The organism is Streptomyces sp. NPDC055103, from assembly GCF_053607625.1.
This window is the reverse complement of sequence record NZ_JBSGTX010000007.1, coordinates 1-20751: the sequence shown is the minus strand read 5'-3', so window position 1 is coordinate 20751 and position 20751 is coordinate 1. Positions and strand designations below refer to the sequence as shown.

General features: G+C 67.4%; 12 protein-coding genes and 1 pseudogene. 7 read left to right on the top strand and 6 right to left on the bottom strand.

The window, feature by feature from the left end; genetic code table 11:
• Both ACWFR1_RS06795 and ACWFR1_RS06790 read left to right on the top strand, forming a co-directional pair.
• Window positions 1-646: SDR family oxidoreductase (locus ACWFR1_RS06795; protein WP_453547298.1), on the top strand; the 646-nt coding region annotated here is incomplete at its 5' end.
• Between the two features lie 80 nt (window positions 647-726).
• Window positions 727-2619 (top strand): helix-turn-helix domain-containing protein, encoded by a 1893-nt coding sequence (locus ACWFR1_RS06790; RefSeq protein WP_453547296.1) that lies wholly within the window; start codon window positions 727-729, stop codon window positions 2617-2619.
• A 63-nt stretch (window positions 2620-2682) separates the two neighbouring features.
• On the opposite strand, the gene ACWFR1_RS06785 is transcribed toward ACWFR1_RS06790, so the two are convergent.
• A complete protein-coding gene (locus tag ACWFR1_RS06785) occupies window positions 2683-4050 on the bottom strand; it encodes an MFS transporter (RefSeq protein ID WP_453547294.1) in 1368 nt (455 codons plus the stop codon).
• Window positions 4051-4579: 529 nt separating this feature from the next.
• Here ACWFR1_RS06785 and ACWFR1_RS06780 point away from each other — a divergent pair.
• The 5 genes from ACWFR1_RS06780 to ACWFR1_RS06760 all read left to right on the top strand — a co-directional run bounded on the left by ACWFR1_RS06780 (window position 4580) and on the right by ACWFR1_RS06760 (window position 16474).
• Window positions 4580-5137, top strand: a complete 558-nt coding sequence (locus tag ACWFR1_RS06780; RefSeq protein WP_453547292.1) for an AAA family ATPase — start codon at window positions 4580-4582, stop codon at window positions 5135-5137.
• A 706-nt stretch (window positions 5138-5843) separates the two neighbouring features.
• Window positions 5844-14477, top strand: a complete 8634-nt coding sequence (locus ACWFR1_RS06775) for a golvesin C-terminal-like domain-containing protein (protein WP_453547289.1) — start codon at window positions 5844-5846, stop codon at window positions 14475-14477.
• 16 nt (window positions 14478-14493) lie between these two features.
• On the top strand, window positions 14494-15591 hold the full coding sequence (locus ACWFR1_RS06770) for an SMI1/KNR4 family protein (RefSeq protein WP_453547287.1): 1098 nt from the start codon (window positions 14494-14496) through the stop codon (window positions 15589-15591).
• Between the two features lie 194 nt (window positions 15592-15785).
• Entirely contained in the window at window positions 15786-16040 is a 255-nt protein-coding gene (locus ACWFR1_RS06765) for a hypothetical protein (RefSeq protein ID WP_453547284.1), read from the top strand.
• A 233-nt stretch (window positions 16041-16273) separates the two neighbouring features.
• A complete protein-coding gene (locus ACWFR1_RS06760) occupies window positions 16274-16474 on the top strand; it encodes a hypothetical protein (protein WP_453547282.1) in 201 nt (66 codons plus the stop codon).
• A gap of 293 nt (window positions 16475-16767) precedes the next feature.
• Here ACWFR1_RS06760 and ACWFR1_RS06755 read toward each other — a convergent pair whose 3' ends face one another.
• The 5 genes and pseudogenes from ACWFR1_RS06755 to ACWFR1_RS06735 all read right to left on the bottom strand — a co-directional run.
• Window positions 16768-16947, bottom strand: coding sequence for a hypothetical protein (locus ACWFR1_RS06755; protein ID WP_453547280.1), 180 nt, complete (start codon window positions 16945-16947; stop codon window positions 16768-16770).
• Between the two features lie 290 nt (window positions 16948-17237).
• On the bottom strand, window positions 17238-17678 hold the full coding sequence (locus ACWFR1_RS06750) for a HEAT repeat domain-containing protein (protein ID WP_453547279.1): 441 nt from the start codon (window positions 17676-17678) through the stop codon (window positions 17238-17240).
• A 5-nt stretch (window positions 17679-17683) separates the two neighbouring features.
• Window positions 17684-18934: an IS256 family transposase gene (locus ACWFR1_RS06745; protein WP_453547276.1), complete on the bottom strand. Its 1251-nt coding sequence runs from the start codon at window positions 18932-18934 to the stop codon at window positions 17684-17686.
• A 226-nt stretch (window positions 18935-19160) separates the two neighbouring features.
• A pseudogene (locus tag ACWFR1_RS06740) lies at window positions 19161-19915 on the bottom strand (transposase family protein).
• Between the two features lie 345 nt (window positions 19916-20260).
• Window positions 20261-20751: transposase family protein (locus ACWFR1_RS06735; protein ID WP_453547274.1), on the bottom strand; the 491-nt coding region annotated here is incomplete at its 5' end.

Sequence of the window (20751 nt, the reverse complement as noted above, 5' to 3'; positions counted from 1 at the left end):
GGCCGAGGGCCTGGAGACCCTGGCGGGACAGGCCACCGGCTACGCCGGAAGCGTCGAACCCCGGCTCCTCGACCTCACCGACCTGGACGCGGCCGAGGCCGCGGCCGCGGGGGCCGACATCCTCGTGAACAACGCCGGACTCCAGCTCGTCCGCCCCATCGAGGACTTCCCGCCGGACGTCTTCCACACCGTGCTCACGGTGATGCTGGAGGCGCCGTTCCGACTCATCCGGGGCGCGCTGCCGCACATGTACGCCCAGGGCTGGGGGCGGATCGTCAACGTCTCCTCCGTGCACGGGCTGCGCGCCTCCGCCTTCAAGTCCGCCTATGTGGCCGCCAAACACGGCCTGGAAGGCCTCTCGAAGACCGCCGCCCTCGAAGGCGCGCCGCACGGCGTCACCTCCAACTGCGTCAACCCCGGCTACGTCCGCACCCCGCTCGTCGAGCGGCAGGTCGCCGACCAGGCCACCGCCCACGGCATCCCCCGGGAACGGGTCCTCGCCGAGGTGCTGCTCAAGGACTCGGTGCTCAAGCGGCTCATCGAACCCGAAGAGGTCGCCGAGGCCGTCCTCTACCTCTGCACCCCGCAGGCCTCGTTCATCACCGGCACCTCGCTCACCCTCGACGGCGGCTGGACCGCCCACTGAGGGACACCCCTGCGGATACCGCGGAGCAGGTTGTCCACAGGGGTGGTGCGACCACACGTTCGGCAGGTATCCCTGTGTCCATGTCCCACGAACACGTCTCCTACCTGGAACTCCTCGCCCGAGGAGCCGCGACGGAGGCCTACGACCGGCCCGTGCTGCTCGCCCGTGCGAGCGGCGCGGGCCCCGAGGCGCTGGCCGAGCTCGAAGAGGCCAAACTGCTCGCCCTGCGCGTCCGGGCCGAGCTGGAGGGACGACGGCGCCGCGAGGCGGAACTGTCCGCGCTCTTCGCGACCGCCCACGACCTCGCGGGACTCCGCGACCTGGACGCCGTGCTGCGCGCGATCGTCCAGCGCGCCCGCTCGCTCCTCGGCACCGAGGTCGCCTATCTCAGCCTCAACGACCAGTCCGCGGGCGACACCTACATGCGGGTCACCGACGGCTCCGTCTCCGCGCGCTTCCAGCAGCTGCGGCTGGGCATGGGAGAGGGGCTCGGCGGGCTGGTCGCCCAGACCGCCCGCCCGTACGTCACGGACGACTACTTCGACGACGCGCGCTTCCAGCACACCCGGACGATCGACACGGCCGTACGGGACGAGGGCCTCGTCGCCATCCTCGGCGTGCCGCTCAGCCTCGGCAGCCAGGTCATCGGCGTCCTCTTCGCCGCCGACCGCAGGGCCAGGGTCTTCGAACGCGAACAGGTCGCGCTGCTCGGCTCCTTCGCCGCGCACGCCGCCGTCGCCATCGACACGGCCAACCTCCTCGCCGAGACGCGCTCGGCCCTAGCCGAACTGGAACGGGCCAACGACATCATCCGCGAGCACAGCGGCGTCATCGAGCGCGCCTCCGAGGTCCACGACCGGCTCTCCGAGCTCGTCCTGCACGGCGGCGGCGTCCACGACGTGGCCGACGCGGTCTCCGAAGTCCTCGGCGGCACCGTCGATTTCGCCGAGGCGGACGCCGGATCGGTCCGCCGCGCGGAGGGCCACGCCGTCCGCGAGGGCGACGACTGGGTGGCGGCCGTCTCCGCCGGCGGCGAGACCCTCGGCGCGCTCGTGCTCCGCGGCCGGCCCGACCTCGACCCCGTCGACCAGCGGACCCTGGAGCGGGCCGCGCTCGTGACCTCCCTGCTGCTGCTCGCCCGCCGCTCGGCGGGCGAGGCCGAGCAGCGGGTACGGGGCGAACTCCTCGACGACCTCCTCGACGCCCCCGACCGCGACCGCCGCCTCCTGCGGGAGCGCGCCGCCCGGCTCCGTACCGACAGCGACGCACCCCACGTCGTGCTCGCCGCGCGCATCGACCGGGCCGACGGCACCGCCGACACCGACGCCGGCAGCCGGGAGAGCGCCGACCGGCGGCGCCTCGGGGCGGCCGCCTCCCACCTCGCCGCCACCCGGCACGGACTCGCCTCCACCCGCGACGGAGGAGCGGTCCTGCTGCTGCCGCTCGGCCCCGGCGAGAGCGCCGCCGACCTGGCCCGCCAGACCGCTCGCCACCTCGGCGGCACCCTGCGCGAGCCGGTCACCGTCGGCGCCTCCGCTCCCGTACGAGCGCCCCTGGACCACCCGGACCAGGTCGCCGTCGCGTACGAGGAGGCCCGCCGCTGCCTCGACGCGCTCCGCCTCCTGCACCGCTCCGGCCAGGGCGCGGCCGCCGAGGACCTGGGCTTCCTCGGCCTGCTCCTCGCCGACAGCCGGGACATCGACGGCTTCGTCGACCGGACCGTGGGCCAGGTCGTCGCGTACGACCGCCGCCGCGGCACGGACCTCGTCCGCACCCTCGACGCCTACTTCGCCAGCGGCATGAGCCCGGCCCGTACCAAGGACGAACTCCACGTCCACGTCAACACGGTGGCCCAGCGCCTGGAACGCGTCGGCCGGCTCCTCGGCCCGGACTGGCAGTCCCCGTCCCGCACACTGGAGATCCAGCTGGCCCTGCGCCTGCACGCGCTCTCGGCCGCGGTCCCGGGGAAGTGACGCGCGAAGAGCCCGGTGTCCCGCTCGGACCGAGCGGGACACCGGGCTCCTCGTCTCCCTCCGTCAGACGTCGGCGCCGACCCGGGGCTTCCGGGGGGTCCGCTCCTCGATCTCGCCGAGGTCGCGGTCGCGGGTCTCCTTGGCACAGGCGATGGCGACGACGGTGAGCAGCGCGGCGGCGATCACGTACAGGGCGATCGGCGTCGAGTCGCCGTAGTCGGCGAGCAGCGCCGTCGCGATCAGCGGCGCCGGGGCACCGGCGGCCACGGAGGCGAACTGCGCGCCGATGGAGGCACCGGAGTAACGCATCCGGGTCGCGAACATCTCGGAGAAGAAGGCGGCCTGCGGTGCGTACATCGCCCCGTGGAGGACCAGGCCGACGGTCACGGCCAGCAGCAGGGAGCCGAAGGTGCCCCGGTCGATCAGCGTGAAGAACGGGAACATCCACGCGCCGACGCCGACCGCGCCGATGAGGTACACCGGCCGGCGGCCGAGCCGGTCGGAGAGCGCGCCCCAGAGCGGGATCACGGCGAAGTGGACGGCGGAGCCGATGAGGACGGCGTTCAGGGCGGTCTGCTTGGAGAGGCCGACCTGGGTGGTCGCGTAGACGAGGATGAACGCGGTGATCACGTAGTACGAGATGTTCTCGGCCATGCGGGCGCCCATCGCGATGAGCACGTCCCGCCAGTGGTGGCGGAGCACCGCGACCAGCGGCATCTTCTCGGCCTGCCCGGCATCGGCCTTGCGCTCGGCGGCGGCGGCGAGCGCGGCCTTGAAGACGGGCGACTCGTCGACGGAGAGCCGGATCCAGAGTCCGACGATCACGAGGACGCCGGAGAGCAGGAACGGAACGCGCCAGCCCCAGGAGGTGAAGGCGGCGTCCGAGAGCAGCGCGGTGAGCGCGGACAGCACACCGGTCGCGAGCAACTGCCCGGCCGGCGCGCCGGTCTGCGGCCACGAGGCCCAGAACCCGCGCCGCTTCGCGTCCCCGTGCTCGGAGACGAGGAGCACGGCCCCGCCCCACTCACCGCCGAGCGCGAACCCCTGCACGAGGCGCAGGACGGTCAGCAGCACCGGAGCGGCGGAGCCGACGGTGGCGTGGGTCGGCAGCAGACCGATGGCGAACGTCGCCCCACCCATCAGGAGCAGGCTCAGCACGAGCAGCTTCTTCCGCCCGAGCCGGTCCCCGTAGTGCCCGAACACCAGCGCCCCGAGCGGCCGGGCGGCGAACCCGACGGCGTACGTGAGGAAGGACAGCAGGGTCCCGACGAGCGGGTCGGACTCGGGGAAGAACAGCTTGTTGAACACGAGCGCCGCGGCGGACCCGTAGAGGAAGAAGTCGTACCACTCGATGGTGGTCCCGATGAGACTGGCGGCGACGATTCTCTTGAGGGAACCGGGCGGGGTCGGGGAGGGTGTTGCGGCGGCCATGTGCACCACTTCCAGGCAAGTGCGGGGACGTTTTCGTGTCGCCACACCGTAGGAAGATGCAGGTCAGGGACGTATGTGGTGGGACACCATAGTTCGGGCGGGCCGTGTGCGCCCGGCCTCCATGGCCTGCTGTTGCGACCCTGCCGAAGTCCCGAGAGGGGCCGGGAGAGGGGCTGTCCGGGTTGCACTGATCGGGCACGTTTTGGTGGCGGGCTGCTGACTCCCGTGCTGGTTTGGTGCTGACTGAAATCCCATGTCAGCACCCCTGCCAACCCCTCCCGTGCTGACTTGGTGCTGACTACGCAGCGTTGAACTCCGACATCTGCGACAGACCGGGCTCCGATGGATGCGCCAAGGGGGGCGTAGGTTGCGACCCCCGTGGGGGCGCTACCGGCCCCGTGGGTCGGACAGCCGTTCACGGAGGCCGCTTGAGTCGTACGATTCCCGAATAGCCGCGCACAACTGGGGAGTGGGGCGCGGGGGATGCGCCGGTGCCCACCTGTGGCGCCGGCCCTTCGGTGGGGGTGCCGTGTATCTGGCCACGCTGACGGCTGAGAACTTCCGTGTCTTCGGCGCCCGGAGATCACCCGAGGAGACGGGAGATGCGCTCGAACTGGAGCTGACGCCCGGTGTAACCGTCCTCCTGGGCGAGAACGACGCGGGCAAGACGGCCGTCGTTGACGCCATTCGACTGTGCCTCCTGACGACAGCTGCGGATTTCTACCGTGTCACCAAGGACGATTTCCACGTTGCGCCAGGCGGGCGCGCGGATTTCTTCACGATCACCTGTCGCTTCAAAGACCTCTCGGAGGAGGAGCAGGGGATCTTCCTCGAGCACCTGACGACCGACGCGAAGGGAACGTCATCCCTGTACATCAGCTTCAGGGCCGAGTTGATGGATTCCTTGCCCCCACATCGCGTTTCGGTCACGACTCGTACGGGTCCGAATGGCGAGGGGCCCACGCTGGACGGCAAGGCGCGGGAGCACTTGAAGGCGACGTACCTTCGCCCGCTTCGTGACGCCGAGGGGGGCGGGCCGGTCGGGGGTCCCGGCTGTCGCAGATCCTCGCCGGATATCCCACGATGAAGGCCGAGGGCACGGACGATTTCGCAGCCGGCGATGACTCGGTCAGCACGCTGGTCGGCATCCCTGCGTCGTGCCGAGCACCACATCCGCTCCAACAGGGCCGGGACGGCTGCCCTGGATGACATCAACGAGGGGTACCTGGAGAAGTTCTCCATCGGAAGCGACGTCCTCCAAGGAGAGATCGGGGTCGCCGGGGACGCCACTCTCTCCCGCGCTCTGGAGCGTCTCGAACTCAGGCTTTCGGCCGGCGAGCCGGAATGGACCGTCGTCGATTTCCTCGGCTCGTCCGACGACCGGGCCAAGCTTGCCCGCCTTCGCCTCCGCGGTGAGGTCGCGGCATCACCGGGACCGGCGGCTCCACGCTGTACTACGGGTTCCCGCGATCACGCCGGACCTGTCCAAACTTCCGGAAGTCACCCCTTCTCGACGCTCTCATGGGTTTGGTCTCGTGCGCCATCACTTCCGTCGAAGTCGTCAAGCAACTCATCGAAGAGGGCGAAGTACATGCCTCGCTGCGTTCAATGCCCCGGGATGTCTGGTCGGTTGACAGACCATCACCTCAGTGTTCAAGATCCGTGCGCCGTACTAGCGGGCTCGAACTCACGTATGTGCGGGCCTGCAGGGCGCGGCACTGCTCCAAGCGTGTCGGAAACCTCCGGCAGGCTCATTCGGCGTGCCGTCTTTCCGTTGTGCGGAGGCTTTTCGCATGCACGGGATCCGGCCCGCCGTACGGAAAGGCATCGAGGTGCGAAGCTCCTACAGGAGGTACGTCTCCTGTCTGGTGGTGTCGGCGGTGGCGGGAACGCTACTGCCGCAGGTCGCGTATGCGGCACCACCCCCCGGGCCGCCCGGTCAGGACGACGGCAAGGGCGTCTTCGAAACGGCTCTGGGCTGGTTCTCGGACGATGAACGGCAGGACGCGAATCCGCCGTCGGACGACAGATCGGAGATACCCAGCCGGGAGAAGCTGCCGGTGGGTAAGGCGGCGGGCAAGCCGAAGCGGGTTGCCGAGCTGACGGGCAAGCGGACGGCGAACGCGCGGTACTGGATGCTGTCCGACGGCCGGGTGCAGGCCGAGGTGTCGGCGGTTCCGACCGGCTACCGGGCGGGGAAGTCGTGGAAGGACATCGACCCGACGGTCGTCCCGTCCGACGCCAAGGGCTTCGCCTTCGCCAACACGACGAACGCGGCGAGCAGTTGGTTCGGCTCGGATGCGGAGCGGTTGCTGCGCTTCCAGGCCGGCGATCACACGGTGACTCTCGGTCTGAAGGGTGCGGGGAAGCTCGCGCCGGTGGCCAAGGGCGACACGGTCATGTACAAGGACGCGGTGTCGGGTGCGGATCTGTCGTACGAGGTCGGTCCGGGCCGGGTGAAGGAGAACATCGTCCTGGACGCGAAGCCGTCCGGTCCCGTCTCCTTCACCTTCACCCTGGACGCGGGCGGTCTGTCGCCGAAGGCGAACAAAGACGGTTCGGTCTCGTTCTTCGGTGAGGGCGCGGATCCGGTTCTGGTGATCCCTGCGGCGTTCATGACGGACGCGAAGAAGGACGCCAGGGCTCCGTACGGTACCGGCTACAGCTCTGCCGTGCAGCAGAAGCTGACGCGGGCCGGTAAGGGCTGGGAGCTGACGGTCACGCCGGACGCGAAGTGGCTGGCCGCCCCTGAGCGGCAGTATCCGGTCACCATCGATCCGACGATCTCGATCGCTCCGACGCCGTCCACGGCGCAGGACGTGATGATCTCGTCGGACGGTCCTGCGACGAATTACAAGGACAACTGGCGTCTGTCGGTCGGTAACACCAGCACGGGCGCTTCGCGTGCGCTGCTGCGGTTCCCCGTGGGCAGTATTCCGGCCGGGACGAAGATCGATTCGGCTGATCTGAAGCTGTACTTCGACCAGTTCCACACCACAGGTGACTCCGAGGTCCAGCTGGAGGCGCACCGCGCCACCAGCGCGTGGAGCGAGGAGACGGCCACGTGGAACAGTGCGAACACGTTCACCGGTGAGCTGTCGGGTACCTCGGTTGTCGTGGACAACGGGGAGGCCGGGCGTACGGCCGCGGTGGGTGCGTGGCCTGCGTCGGGGAACACGGCGTACACGCAGTACGCGGTGAACCAGACGTACATGTACAACAAGGATTCGGTCGCGGGTGACACCTATGCCTGGCAGCCGAGTCTTCCCGAGGACGGTACGTACCAGGTCGAGACGCACTACGTCCCGGCGTCCGACCGTGCCGCGAACGCCCCGTACACCGTCACCTATGACGGTGGGAGCAAGGCGTACACGGTCAACCAGCAGGCCGGTACGGCCGGAGTCTGGAAGACGCTTGGTTCGCATCCTTTCAAGGCCGGCACGCTCGGCAAGGTCGTTCTCGGTGACGGGCCCGTCACGACCGCGACCTCGGTCATTGCGGATGCCGTGCGGTTCACCAAGGGTGGTGTGGTCACCAAGCAGTCCGGTGAGCTCAACGTCTGGCATTCCTTCCCGGTGACCAAGACGGTCCAGCAGTGGGTCGACGGCACCTATGCCAACAACGGTTTCGTCATCAAGGCCGGTGACGAGTCCGCGAACGGTCCCAAGGGCGGGCCCCGTTACGAGGGCAGTGAGTTCGGGTACGGCGGCGAGACCGCCAACTACCCCCGCCTCGTGCTGACCTATGGTCGTCAAGGTGTCGATCTCGCCGCTCCGACCACCATTCATGACACGGGTGCGGAGCTGTCCTGGTCCGCGTACCAGGACAAGGATCCGGTCGTGACCGGTGACGACCTCGTCGAGTACCAGGTCCACCGCTCCATCAGCCAGACCTTCACCCCCTCCGCCGCCACCCTCGTGGCTCCGGTCGCGCCGGGGACGACGGCGTTCACGGACTCCTCGGCGACGCCGACGAAGGGGGATGACCCCGACCCGTTCGGCCGCGCGTACTACTACATGGTCGCGGTCAAGACGAAGGACGGGCAGGTCGTCGCGGCGCCCACGCAGCTCGTCCGCCTGCCGAAGGCCGGCCGTACGACGAAGGTGCTGGACGCGACGCAGGACACCACCCTGTCCTCGGCCCGGACCACGTCGACCCATGACACGATCGACGACGGCGGCCCGAAGAACTGGCTCAGCGTCGGCAACAACTCCGCCACCTACGGCGACACCCGCGCGGTCCTGAAGTTCCCGGCCCTCGGCATCCCCGCCACCGCCCGGGTCCTGGACGCCAAGGTACGCCTGTGGTCCACCCAGACCGCCCAGGACACCACCGGCGCCGTCTACGAGCTCCGACCGCTCAACCGTGACTTCGACGAGGCCACCGCCACCTGGGTCAAGTCCAACGCCACCACCAACTGGACCACGCCGGGCGGCGACTTCGGCGCCGTCGCGGGCGACACCGGCGCGAAGACCAACGACCCCGCCCGCCACGACTGGAGCATCACCTCCCTCGCACAGTCCTGGGTGACCACCCCCGCCTCCCAGCAGGGCGTGCTCCTCAAGATGGCCGACGAGACCGCCTCCCAGGAGCGGACTCTCTTCCTGTCCTCCGAGGGCACCGAGCAGCGCCTGCGTCCGCGCATCGTCGTCACGTACATCGATTCCACCACCGAGTCGACGTACTACGCGCCGCAGACCCCGGCCCGGATGACGCCGAACACCGACTACACGGTCGACTTCACCCTCACCAACACCACCGCCTCCACCTGGAACGCGGCCGATCACGTCCTCACCTACAAGTGGACGCTGCCCGACGGCACCGACGTGACCACCGGCGGCAACCAGGTGCAGACGGCCCTTCCGTCGACCGTCGCCCCCGGTGACAGCGTCGACCTCAAGGCCGTGGTGAAGACCCCGATCAACTCGGACAACGGCAACAAGCGCACCGACTACGTCCTGACCTGGGACGTCTACAACAAGACCACCGGCACCTGGACCTCGGGCACCTCCGGCATCCCCGGTCTCAAGCAGAACGTGGCCGTGGAGGACCCTACCTCCAACCAGCTCGGCCTGGAGAAGTTCTACTCCTACACGGGCAAGAACACCGGTGCCGGCTCGACCGTCATGAACAACCTGGCGTCGGGCAACAGTGTCTGGCAGTACAACGCGTTCACCAACCCAGGCCGTGGTGTCACCACCTTCGCCCGGTTCGCGTACAACAGCCTCGACACTTCCGACACCGTCTCCGGTCACGGATGGTCCTTCCAGGCCTCCGGCCCGATCCGGCTCGGCGCGCCGCTGGACTTCCACCCCAAGCCGAACCCGACCGAGATCCGTCTCCCGGACGGTGACGGTACGACCCACGTCTTCCGCTGGGACGCGACAGCCAACGCGTGGAAGGCCCCGGCGGGCGTCCACTACAAGCTGACGGCCAAGCCCGGCCTGGACTGCACCCCGCTCAAGGACCCGGTCCCGGACGCCTGGACGATGACCCGTCCCGACGGCACCCGGTTCCTGTTCGGCTGCGACGGCTACATGACGTCGGCGGTCGACAGGAACGGCAACACCCAGACGTACACGTACGAGGAACGCAAGTCCAACAACAAGCCGACCAAGTTCCTCACGTACATCACCGACCCGGCCGGCCGTCAGTCGCTGACGGTCGAGTACTACTCCAAGGCCGACAGCTCCAACCCGAAGATCATCGACCACATCAAGTCGATGACCGACATCTCCGGCCGCAAGATCACCTTCGCGTACTCCGACAAGGGACTGCTCACCCAGCTCACCGACGGCGCCGGATCCACCCAGCCGAAGGTCTTCGCCTTCGAGTACGACGCCACCCAGGGCAACAAGAACGTCAAGCTGGTCAAGGCGACCGACCCGCGCGGCAACGCCACCTCCATGGCGTACTACGCGCCGCAGGCCGGCGACGACCCGAAGTACCACTGGTGGACCAAGACGATCACCGACCGTCTCCAGGGCACCACCGGCTTCTCGTACGCGGTGAACACCGGCAACGACAAGTTCACCGACACCGAGGTCACCGACGCCGAGAACCACGCGACAGATCAGGTGACGGACGACTTCGGTCGGCCTGTCCAGGTGACCAACGCCAAGTCCCAGACGAGCAAGCTGGCCTGGGATGCCGACAACAACGTCACGTACCTCGAAGAGGCCAACGGCGCCAAGACCGCGTACTGCTACGACCAGAAGACGGGCTACCCCCTCTGGCAGCGGGACGCCGAGAACAACAAGGCCGGCGTCCCGGCGCCCTCGGAGTGTGCCCCCGGCACCTACCCGGCCAACTCCCAGCAGTACACCTACCAGACACGCCTGGACGGCTACTCCGCCGACCTGTTCACCAAGACCTCACCCGAGGGCCGGAAGTGGCAGTTCGGCTACGACACCTTCGGCAACCTGAAGACGGTCACCGACCCCAAGGGCGTCGCTACCACGACGGCCGGTGACTACACGACGTCGTACGAGTACGACTCCTACGGACAGCTGACCAAGGCCACCGACGCCAACGGCAACCCGACCACCAACAGCGGCTTCGGGCCTAGCGGTTACCCGGAGACGATCACCGACGCACTCGGCCGGCCGACCTCATTCGTCTATGACGTGCGAGGCCAGGTCACCGAGGCCACCGACCCGTTGGGCAAGAAGTCCACACAGACGTACGACGTGTACGGACGCCCGCTCGTCAAGACCGTGCCGAAGGAGCAGCGCGCCGGGGTCTTCCACACCACGCCCGCACCTGTATACGACGCCAATGACAACATCACCACGGCTACCGCGCCCAACGGTGCGGTCTCCACGGCGGTGTACGACTCGGCCGACCAGGTGATCTCGGCCTCGGCGCCCAAGGACACGCCGACCTCGCCAGAGAAGACGTCGACCTACACCTACAACAAGGTGGGGGCCGTCACCTCCGCCACCGAGCCGAAGGGCACACTGACCGCTGCTGATCCGAACGACTACAGGACCAGCAACTTCTACGACGAGATCGACCAGCTGACCTCGGTGGTCAACGCCGCCGGCGACAGGTTGTCGTACGTCTACGACAACGTCGGCAATGTCACCGCTGTCATCGACCCGAAGAAGAACGCGACCGCGGACGCCACCGACTACACGTCCAAGACCGTCTACGACCTCAACCATCGGGCGATCGAGGCCACCGACGCCGCGGGCAAGACCACCAAAACGTCCTACGACAAGGACTCCCTGGTCGTCTCCACGACGGATGCCGAGAACAACACCGCGGTCATCACCAACGACCAGCGCGGCAAGCAGGTCGAGGTCAGGACGCCACACGACGGCACCACCTCGATCACGTACCGAACGACCAAGTTCGAGTACGACCAGGTCGGCAACCGCACGAAGACGGTCACACCGCGTGGTGTGAACACCGCCGCGACGACCGATTTCACCGCGGAGACGACATACGACGCACTGAACCGGCCCAAGAGGCAGATCCAGCCGTACGACCCTGCCGACGCCCGCTACAACGAGCAGGTCTGGACGGAGACGTACTACGACGAAGTGGGTCGGGTCTCGAAGACGTCACTGCCGCCGTCTGAGGGGCAGTCCGTCCGCAACGACACCGTCTTCACGTACTTCGACAACGGTTGGACCAGGTCCTCCACCGATCCCTGGGACATCAGCACCACGTACGACTACAACGAGCTGGGCAAGCAGACCGCCCGCACCTTGACGTCGGCCGGTGGTTCCGCGTCGCGAACCATGGGATGGGCCTACTATCCCGACGGCAAGCTCAAGTCCCGGACGGACGAGGGCGTGCCGGTCGGCACCGGCGTGGTCCTGGTCGACAACTCCGACACCCAGAACACCTCGTCCACCGGCACATGGTCGAAGGGCGACGTCACGGGCCAGCAGGGCTACGACCACCAGGTCCACGCCGCCGGCACTGGCGCGGACTCCTTCACGTGGACCCTCAACATCCCCCAGGACGGCACGTACACCGCGTACGTCAGGGTCCCTCAGGTCACCGGCGCCGCGACCGCTGCGAAGTACACGGTCACGCACTCCATCGGTGTGACGGACAAGATGTTGGATCAGAACGTCACACCTGGCACCTGGGTCAGCCTGGGTTCCTTCGCGTTCACCCAGGGCAACGCGGCCAAGCTCCAGCTGTTCCAGAACGCGGCCGGATCGGTCGTCGCCGACGGAGTCAAACTGGTCCGGAACACGTCGGGTGCCACCGACACGGAGAAGAGGGCCTTCGCGTACGCCTATGACGCCAATGGCAACCTGACGTCGATCGACGACACCTCGTCGGGTGCGGGGATCGACGCGTACACCATCGCCTACACCGGACAGAACCAGGTCCAGAAGGTGACCGAGGCGCTCGCCGGTCAGGAGAAGAAGGCCACCTCCTACACCTACGACGCCAATGGCCAGCCCGAGACCGTCATCCACCCCGACCAGTTCTCCCGGTACACCTACGACCTGCGGGAACTGGTCAAGACGGTGTCGGTCGGCAAGTCCGCCACGGACAGCTCGCCCAAGGTCACCGGCTACACCTACACCGACCGGGGTCAGCGGCTGAGGGAGACGAAGGCGAACGGCAACGTCGTCGACTTCACGTACTACCTGGACGGCGCCGTGAAGGCACAGTCCGAGCAGAAGCCCAACGGCACCCTCGTCCTGTCGCACGCCTACGCCTACGACGCCAACGGCAACAAGGCGCAGGACGTGTCGAAGAAGATGAACGCCGACAACCACGCGGCGTACCTCGAATCGACCACCGCCTACACCTACGATCCGGCAGACAGGCTTGCCAGGTCGGTCAAGACGGGCAGCGGCGCCGGCACCGAGACCTACGTCCACGATGCCAACGCGAACGTCGTCAGCCAGACGGTCAAGGGCACGACGACCACCTACACGTACGACCGCAATCGCCTGCTGTCCTCGGTGGCCTCGGGCACCACGTTCTCGTACAACTACGATCCGTTCGGCCGGCAGGAGACCGTCTCCGCCGCCGGCAAGGTCCTCGAGCGCAGCGTCTACGACGGTTTCGACCATGTCGTGGAGAGCGGAAAGCTCGACGGCAGCGGCGTCATGAAGAAGACGTCCTATGTCTTCGACCCGTTGGACCGCACGGCCTCCAAGACCACGGACGGCAAGACCACCGAGTTCGACTACCTCGGTCTCTCGGACGAGGTGCTGAACGAGGACGTGGCCGGCGCCCTCACCAAGTCGTACCAGTACAGCCCGTGGGGCGAGCGGCTGTCCCAGGTCAAGCACAACACGGACGGTACGACCGAGGACGGCTACTACGGCTACAACAGCCACACCGACGTCGAGACCCTCACGACCACGACAGGCGACACCAAGGCCACATACGGCTACACGTCTTTCGGCAACGCCGAGGAATCGGATTTCACGGGAATCGACAAGCCCGACGCCGCCGATCCGGCCAAGGAGCCGTACAACCCCTACCGGTTCAACGCCAAGCGCTGGGACACCCAGTCGGGTACCTACGACATGGGCTTCCGCGACTACAACCCCGGGCTGAACCGCTTCACGACCAGGGACATGTACAGCGGCGCCCTGGATGACATGGCGCTCGGGTCCGACCCCTTCACCGGCAACCGGTATGCCTTCACGGGCGGCAACCCGGTGAGCCGGATCGAGATCGACGGTCACAGGCCCGCGGAATGCGACGAGTCGGGCACCACCTGCTCGATGACGAGCACGGGCTGGTCGGTTGGCGCGGCGCGGCCGGAATCGTGCCCGCTCGTGGTCCTGGACTGCGGCAGCTACAACGGCGGTGGCGCGGGCCTCGCGTTCCTCGCTCCGATGGCTACAGCTCCCCAGCTCAGGGTGCAGACCCCGGCGACACGACCGGTGGCACCGCCGCGCGGCGGAGCCCGCGGCGGCGGCGGCCTCGCGGGGGTCCTGCTCGCACTGTCAGGCGTCCTCGCGGGCGACTCTCCGCAGCCGCAGTCCTGGAACCTGAACACCCAGCAGGAGGGTGAGAACTGTCAGAATGACAGCTTCAAGGGTTCGACCATCTTCTACAACAATCCGGACGACAAGGGTCGGGCCACAGGCGCCTGGGCTTGTCTGGCCCCCACCATCAGCAAAATCAATTACACTGATCCGCAAACTCCGGTGGGCTGGAAGACCGGTATGGACCGAGCGCATCTGGTGGCACGTGAGTTCGGTGGCACCCACGAGCGCATCAACATTGTCCCGACGAGTCCGTACGCCAATCAGACGGATATGCGGGAATTCGAGAGGGAAGTGGAGGAACGCCTCGGCATGAAGGAGCGGGTGTTCTATTCGGCAATCCCGGTGTACACTCCGGGACATATCCGTCCGGCGGGGGTCCAGATGTTCATGCTGACCAGTAGTGGACACACCAGAACCCGCTACGTGCCGAGCGGCGTCCACTAGCCCCTGAGGTGATCAGATGAGTGACAGGCCGGCCGACCTCGGCGAGCTGCTCGAAGTCTATGGAGTAACACCCCACCGCTACTTCGAGTTCGACTGGGAAGCCGTCGAGCGATCGGTCGGCCTGTCACTGCCCCGCGATTACAAGTACCTGGCGGAGAACTCGCCTCGAGGGATCTTCCAGGAAGTCGTCCGACTGATCAGGCCGGGAGACCACGAGCATTCCGATACGGAGTACCTGGGCTATTACGAGTACCGGCTCGAAGATGTGCGGCGAGAGTCCGACAGGCATCGCCTGCACCCGGAATTGGGCGGCTTGCTTCCATGGGGAGAAGGGCCCCTCGGTGAACTCTTCTTCTGGAACACCGAGGAAGAGGCGCCGGGCAGGTGGACTGTGGTCCACTGCGACGCGACATTCCAGCACTGGAATTCCTTCGACGGTTCTGTCAGCGACTTTCTGACGCACCTGTCGGCACAGCACGGCAAAGCGTCCTTCCGGGAATTCGCACATGACGCCGGCGCCACGACGACGCCGACTCCGGGTCAGTTCTGGGACTCCATTCCCGTGGCTCCGGGATCGTCGCCCATATCCGCGCCCCAGCGGCTCCTGGAGGCGATCGACACGCACCAGCAGCAGGAAGGAGTCGACTGGTCGACCGTGGAGGCAGAACTGGGTTTCCGACTCCCCTCCGACTACCGGCTCTTCATCGACACGTTCGGTGGCGGAACATTCTGCGACGTGAACATCGCCTCCCCTGTCGAGAGCGGTCGCTTCGGGCTCTACGACCTGTTGACCAGCAAGGCACGTGAAGCCTTCGCCGTACCGCGGAATCCATTCGTGCCGCCGGTGTTTCCAGAGCCCGCGGGAATGATCGGCTGGGGAGAGACGGTCGACGGATGGCTCTGCGCCTGGGCGCCGACCGACCCGGACCCCGATAAGTGGGGTGTGGTCGTCGCTCGCCCGGACCGCCACCTGCAGGCCTTCGACTACACCCCTCAATTCACGTTCAGTTCGTTCCTGTGCGCTCAGGCCGGACTGCTGGAGACGACGCAGTCGGCCTTTCTCGGAAGGTCGACGTGGACAGCTCCCGTCACATTCGTTCGGCCTCCTCACTGACGCTCTTCCCCGTTCCGCAGGGCGCCAAGCCCCCTGTCACGCCGGTACCTTGGGGCGTACGGATGGGAGTGAGGAGCGCCGGTGCAGGTTTCCATGCTCAGTCTCTGGGGGCCGGGGCCTTCGGGGCGGTGATCGGGTGGATCGCGTACCGGACGCTGCGGCGTGCGAACGGCGGGTCCAGGATCGCCGATCTCGTGACAGTCATCGCGGCGTTGGGCGGTGGCGCGGTCGTCAACAACCAGTTCGCGGAGCCGGATCTCTTCGCGGCCTACGGCATCGGGCTGTTCTTCGGCTACTTCGTGGCCGGTCTACTGGTCGACCGGTCCGAGCGCAAGGCGAAGGAACGCCTCCGGGCCGAGGTGCCCCGCGCAGACGGAGGCCGAAGCCCCCGCGCCGGCGGTGGAGTCCGACACCGGGCCGCTTTCGTCCGTGTGGCGGGCGAGGAGTGACGGACGGCGGCCCGGCCGGCGGTCAGACGGTGGAGCACGGGCGGAGCACGTACGACCAGTACAACGCAGAGATCCAAGCCGGAGGACGCCCTCGCGCAGGCCGCGGCAAGGGCGTGCGATCTGTATTGCATTCGGCCTTCACGACATCCCTGGCCCGGTCCTGCATCGAACGAGACCACCCCCATCTCGGTTTCGTCGTGCTGGACTCCCCCGTGGTCACCTACCGACAGCCAGTGAAGAGCACCCCGCAGGATCCCGAACTACCCGACGTGCCCATCACATCCACCGTTGTCGAACGCTTCTATGAGGACATGCTCGCCTTTCCCGGCCAGGCTGTGATCATCGAGAATGGTGACCCGCCTCTTGGAGTCCTGTCCGAAGCCACGACCTACGACTTCACCGCTGCCGACGGACGCCCAGGCTTCCTCTTGTAGGCGACTTCGGCTCCACAGCGAAACGGGCCAGCGATCTACTGGTACGGCACCTGGTATGGACAAGGCTTGAGCCGGCGGGGCAGCGGCCTGCTTCCTCGGGCCGAGGCGCTGAGGATTGCAGGTCGCCTTGACGACAGTGAGTCCTCACAGGGTGGGACGTGTTGCCGGAATGACCACCGCAGGTTCGGTGAGGGGGTGCCAGGGCCGCAACCGCATCAGATATCTGTCTGGTGGCGGACAGTAGGCGTGCCCACGCTGCCACCCTGCTCCCGACGTGTCCTTGCGAGAGACTTCTACTCCTGGGACGGAATCCGCATCGCCAACTGGTGCGCCAGACCGCCTGCTGCCCGTCCTTCCTCGGAGTCGTCAGCAAAGTGCGAAAGCACCGCGACCACCGCTCGCCCCTCTGCAACCGTCAGCAGCGGAACCCGTGCTTCGGCCGGCGGCACGTCCTCGTAGAAGAGATCGTCCACATCTCACTCGGCAGGGGTGTAGTGGACGACGGTCGTCTCGCAAGCCTCCGCGTAAACCTTCAGTGCGTCGGCCTCGGCCTGATCTGCGGACAGGCCCCAGCGCAGCTTCGTCGCAGTCCACTTTATCTAGTGCTGTCAACACATCTCAGCAGGTCAGCGTCATACGAGCAGTTACGGCACGTGAGGCACAACCAGGCACGGATGCCTTCACACCGCCAGCGCCAGCACCTCGCCACCAACAGCCCGCCGAATACCGTCAGCGGTTGTTGTCTCGCATGAGCGAGCAATAGTCAAGAGTTGTGGGTGAGGCCCTTCGACTCGACGGCGGTGATCTCGGCTGCTGTGAGCCGAGCCTCCTCGCGCACCTCTGGGTCGGGGTGATGGAGGAAGGGCTCGATCAGCGGCCGGGCCTGCGGGTCATGGGTGGCGCCGAGGATGTAGAGCGCGTGAACGAGGAGTTCGCGTTCCATCGCCGGCATGGCTGCCGCCAGCGGCTCGACGAGGGGCAGAGGCAGGCGGTAGTGGTCGAACGCCTCGCTGATCGAGTTCAGGGCGGACTCGCGCACCTTGGTCACCGGTTCGTTGACGGCCACGCCGACCAGACATCCGACGACCAGGCGAGCGGAGTCCGCGTCGAGCGCGGCGCCGCGCAGGAGGTCCCCGAGGACGGCGGCGGCGACGTCCCGACGGTCCGGATCGCGGTCAGTCAGTGCTTCGAGTGCCTCAAACATGTCGTTCATGCTGCCAGCTCGGACCGCTCAACCAGGACGCCGTTTTCGAAGTGCGCGCCGGCACGGACCAGCGGCACCAGGTGGGCGCCGGTGATCGCGCGCCATCGGGTCTGGGCGGACTCGACGAGCTTGAACACCATCGCCAGGGCCGCAGCAGGGCTGCCGGCGCCTCGGGTGACCTTGGTGCGGAGTTTGACGGTGGAGAAGGTCGACTCGATGGGGTTCGTGGTCCGCAGGTGGATCCAGTGCTCGGCCGGGAAGTCGTAGAAGGCGAGCAGTTCGTCCCGGTCGTCGGTTATCTTCGCGACGGCCTTGGGGAACTTGGCGCCGTAGGCACGCGCGAAGGCCTCGATCGCCTTCTCGGCGTGGGTGCGGCCTTCCGCGTTGTAGATCTCCTGCATCGCCTTCGTCGCGCCGGGCTGTGCGGACTTGGGCAGGCAGTTCGTGACGTTGCGGGTTTTGTGAACCCAGCACCTTTGCGGCCTGGCTGCCGGGAAGACCTCGGCGAGCGCCCGCCACAGGCCCATGGCGCCGTCCCCGACCACCAGCTCGGGGTCGCGCATCCCTCGGCGGCGGCAGTCACGCAGCAGGTCGGCCCACGACTCGGTGCTCTCGCGCAGGCCCTCGGCAAGAGCGATGAGCTCCTTGGTGCCGTCCAGGCGGACGCCGATCAGGACCAGGACGCACGAGTGGGCCTGGCCGAGGCGGACCTTGGGGTGCACGCCGTCGGCCCACACGTAGACGTAGTCCCGGTCGGACAGGTCCCGGGTTTGGAAGGCGGCGTGGTCGTCGCTCCACTGCTTGGTCAGCCGGGTCACGGTGGCCGGGGACAGGCCGGCGGTGCCGCCGAGGAACTGCTCCAGCGCGGGCACGAAGTCCCCGGAAGACAGGCCGTGCAGGTAGAGCAGGGGCAGAACCTCAGAGATCTTCGGCGACTTGCGGCACCAGGGCGCCAGGATTTTCGAGGAGAACCGCTTTCGCTCGCCGGTCGTCTCGTCCACGCGCCGGTCGTTGATCCGCGGGGCCTTGACCTCGACCGGTCCGGCCGCGGCCACCACCGACCGCGGTCGGTGGTGGCCGTTGCGGACCACCAGGCGCCGCCCGTGCTCGTCCTTCTCCGCGGCCAACTCGGCTATGTACTGGTTGACTTCCGCCTCCAGCGCGGCGGCCAGCATGCGCCGGGCGCCCTCGCGGACGATCTCGTCGATCAGGGAGCCGGACTCGGTGGAACCGTCGGCATTCACTACGCTGAGCACGGGCGTGCCTTCCCGACCCGCGCTGTAACGCGGGCCTACTCGGTGACCATCACAGGATCATTCGGGAAGGTACGCCCTCCGCGTCCCAACCGGGGCTGATCCACAGGTCTTGAGCATTGCTCCGCATGAGCTGTGCCATAGCCATTCGGACCATTGCGACCTCCTCGGTAGCGGCTTCCACGTCCGCCGCCAACTGGTCCCGTTCGGCAGTGAGCCTTTTCCAACCTCACGCTGACGCGTGATGGAGGACGAGTATGGCCTGGACGATCGAGGTGATGCGGTTGGTGCTGCAGCGGAGCTTCCGTAGGAGTCGCCAGCCCTTCAGGACCGCCATGGTCTGCTCGACCAGGCAGCGGATCTTGGCGTGAGTGCTGTTGTGTCGGCGCTTCCATCGCTTGAGCCGACGGCCTCGGAACGGGACACGGACGGGGTGGCCGGCTCCCTGGTACGCCTTGTCCGCCCAGCACTTCAACTCGGCCGCGGCGAGCACGTCGATGATCCCGTGGGTCCGTGCGGCGGTCAGGTCGTGGACGGACCCGGGCAGGGCGGGGGACGCCCACAGCAGCCGACCGAACGGATCGGTGAGGACCTGGACGTTCATGCCGTGGCGCTTGTGTTTCCCGGAGTAGTACGGGGTGCGGCGGCGATCCGGTCGATCGGCAGGAGGGTGCCGTCCAGGATCACGAACGCCTTGGTCCGGATGGTCTTCATCGCCTCGGTCAGGGTCGGGGCGAGGGCGGCCAGGACGTCGATGACCTCGCGTATGTAGCGATAGGCGGTCGCGATGCCGATGCGGAATCCGGCGGCGAGCTGGGCATAGGTATCGCCGTACCGCAGGTGAGTCAGGGCGAGCAGGGCCTGTCGACCTGCGGGCAGACGCCGCCAGCGCGTCCCGATCTCCCGCCGCCGGGCACGCAGTTGAGCGCTCAGGTAGCGCAGGGTGCGGCTGGACAGATCAATCGACGACGGGTAGACAAGCACGCGAAGCTCCTGGTGGGGCACGGTGGATCTTGATCGTGACACCTCCTACCAGGAGCTTCATCGCGTTGCAGAGCCGCCCAACTGACGGACATCGTCAGCAGGTTGGAATCAGCTCAATCATGCTGGCGTGTTCCCGCAGGAAACGCGGCGGGCGTTGATTGCCAACCTGCGTCGACCTCGGAACGCGTCTGCCACTCCGATCTGGAACTTGCTGATGGGGCCGGCCGAGGCGACCCTCTAACTGGCGGGGTGGGCCCACCATGGGTGTGGGCCCACCCCGTCTCCCCCAGCTGACCGCGCGGTCATGTCTTCCGGATCGTGGACAATGAGCCTTTTCCATCTTGATCAGCTGGCGAGTTCGAGGGCGACGACGGCTCGGACGACCGCGGTGATTCGGGTGGTGCTGCAGCGGAGCTTCCGCAGGAGTCGCCAGCACTTGAGGATCGCCATGGCGCGTTCGCCGAGGCTGCGGATCTTGGCGTGGTCCCGGTTGTGACGCCGGCGCCAGCCGCGAAGGTTCTTGCCCCGGAACGGAACGCGGACGGCAGCACCCGCACCTTGGTAGGCCTTGTCCGCCCAGCACTTGACGCCGTCAGCGGCGAGAGCGGCGGGAATGCCGTGGGTCCGGGCCGCGGTCAGGTCGTGCGTGGCCCCCGGCAGCGCGTCCGATGCCCAGATCAAACGCCCGGCCGGATCGGCGATGACCTGCACGTTCATGCCGTGGTGCTTCTTCTTCCCCTCGTAGTACGGCCGGTCGGCGGCGATGCGGTCGATCGGCAGCACGGTGCCGTCGAGGATCACGTACGCCTTCTTCCGCACGGTCTGCATGGCCTGTT

What these genes read in the sequence shown, in the direction of transcription:
- ACWFR1_RS06785 (WP_453547294.1), bottom strand. Translation starts at nt 4,050, where the DNA reads ATGGCCGCCGCAACACCCTCCCCGACCCCGCCCGGTTCCCTCAAGAGA.
- ACWFR1_RS06790 (WP_453547296.1), top strand. Translation starts at nt 727, where the DNA reads ATGTCCCACGAACACGTCTCCTACCTGGAACTCCTCGCCCGAGGAGCC.
- ACWFR1_RS06775 (WP_453547289.1), top strand. Translation starts at nt 5,844, where the DNA reads ATGCACGGGATCCGGCCCGCCGTACGGAAAGGCATCGAGGTGCGAAGC.
- ACWFR1_RS06770 (WP_453547287.1), top strand. Translation starts at nt 14,494, where the DNA reads ATGAGTGACAGGCCGGCCGACCTCGGCGAGCTGCTCGAAGTCTATGGA.
- ACWFR1_RS06750 (WP_453547279.1), bottom strand. Translation starts at nt 17,678, where the DNA reads ATGTTTGAGGCACTCGAAGCACTGACTGACCGCGATCCGGACCGTCGG.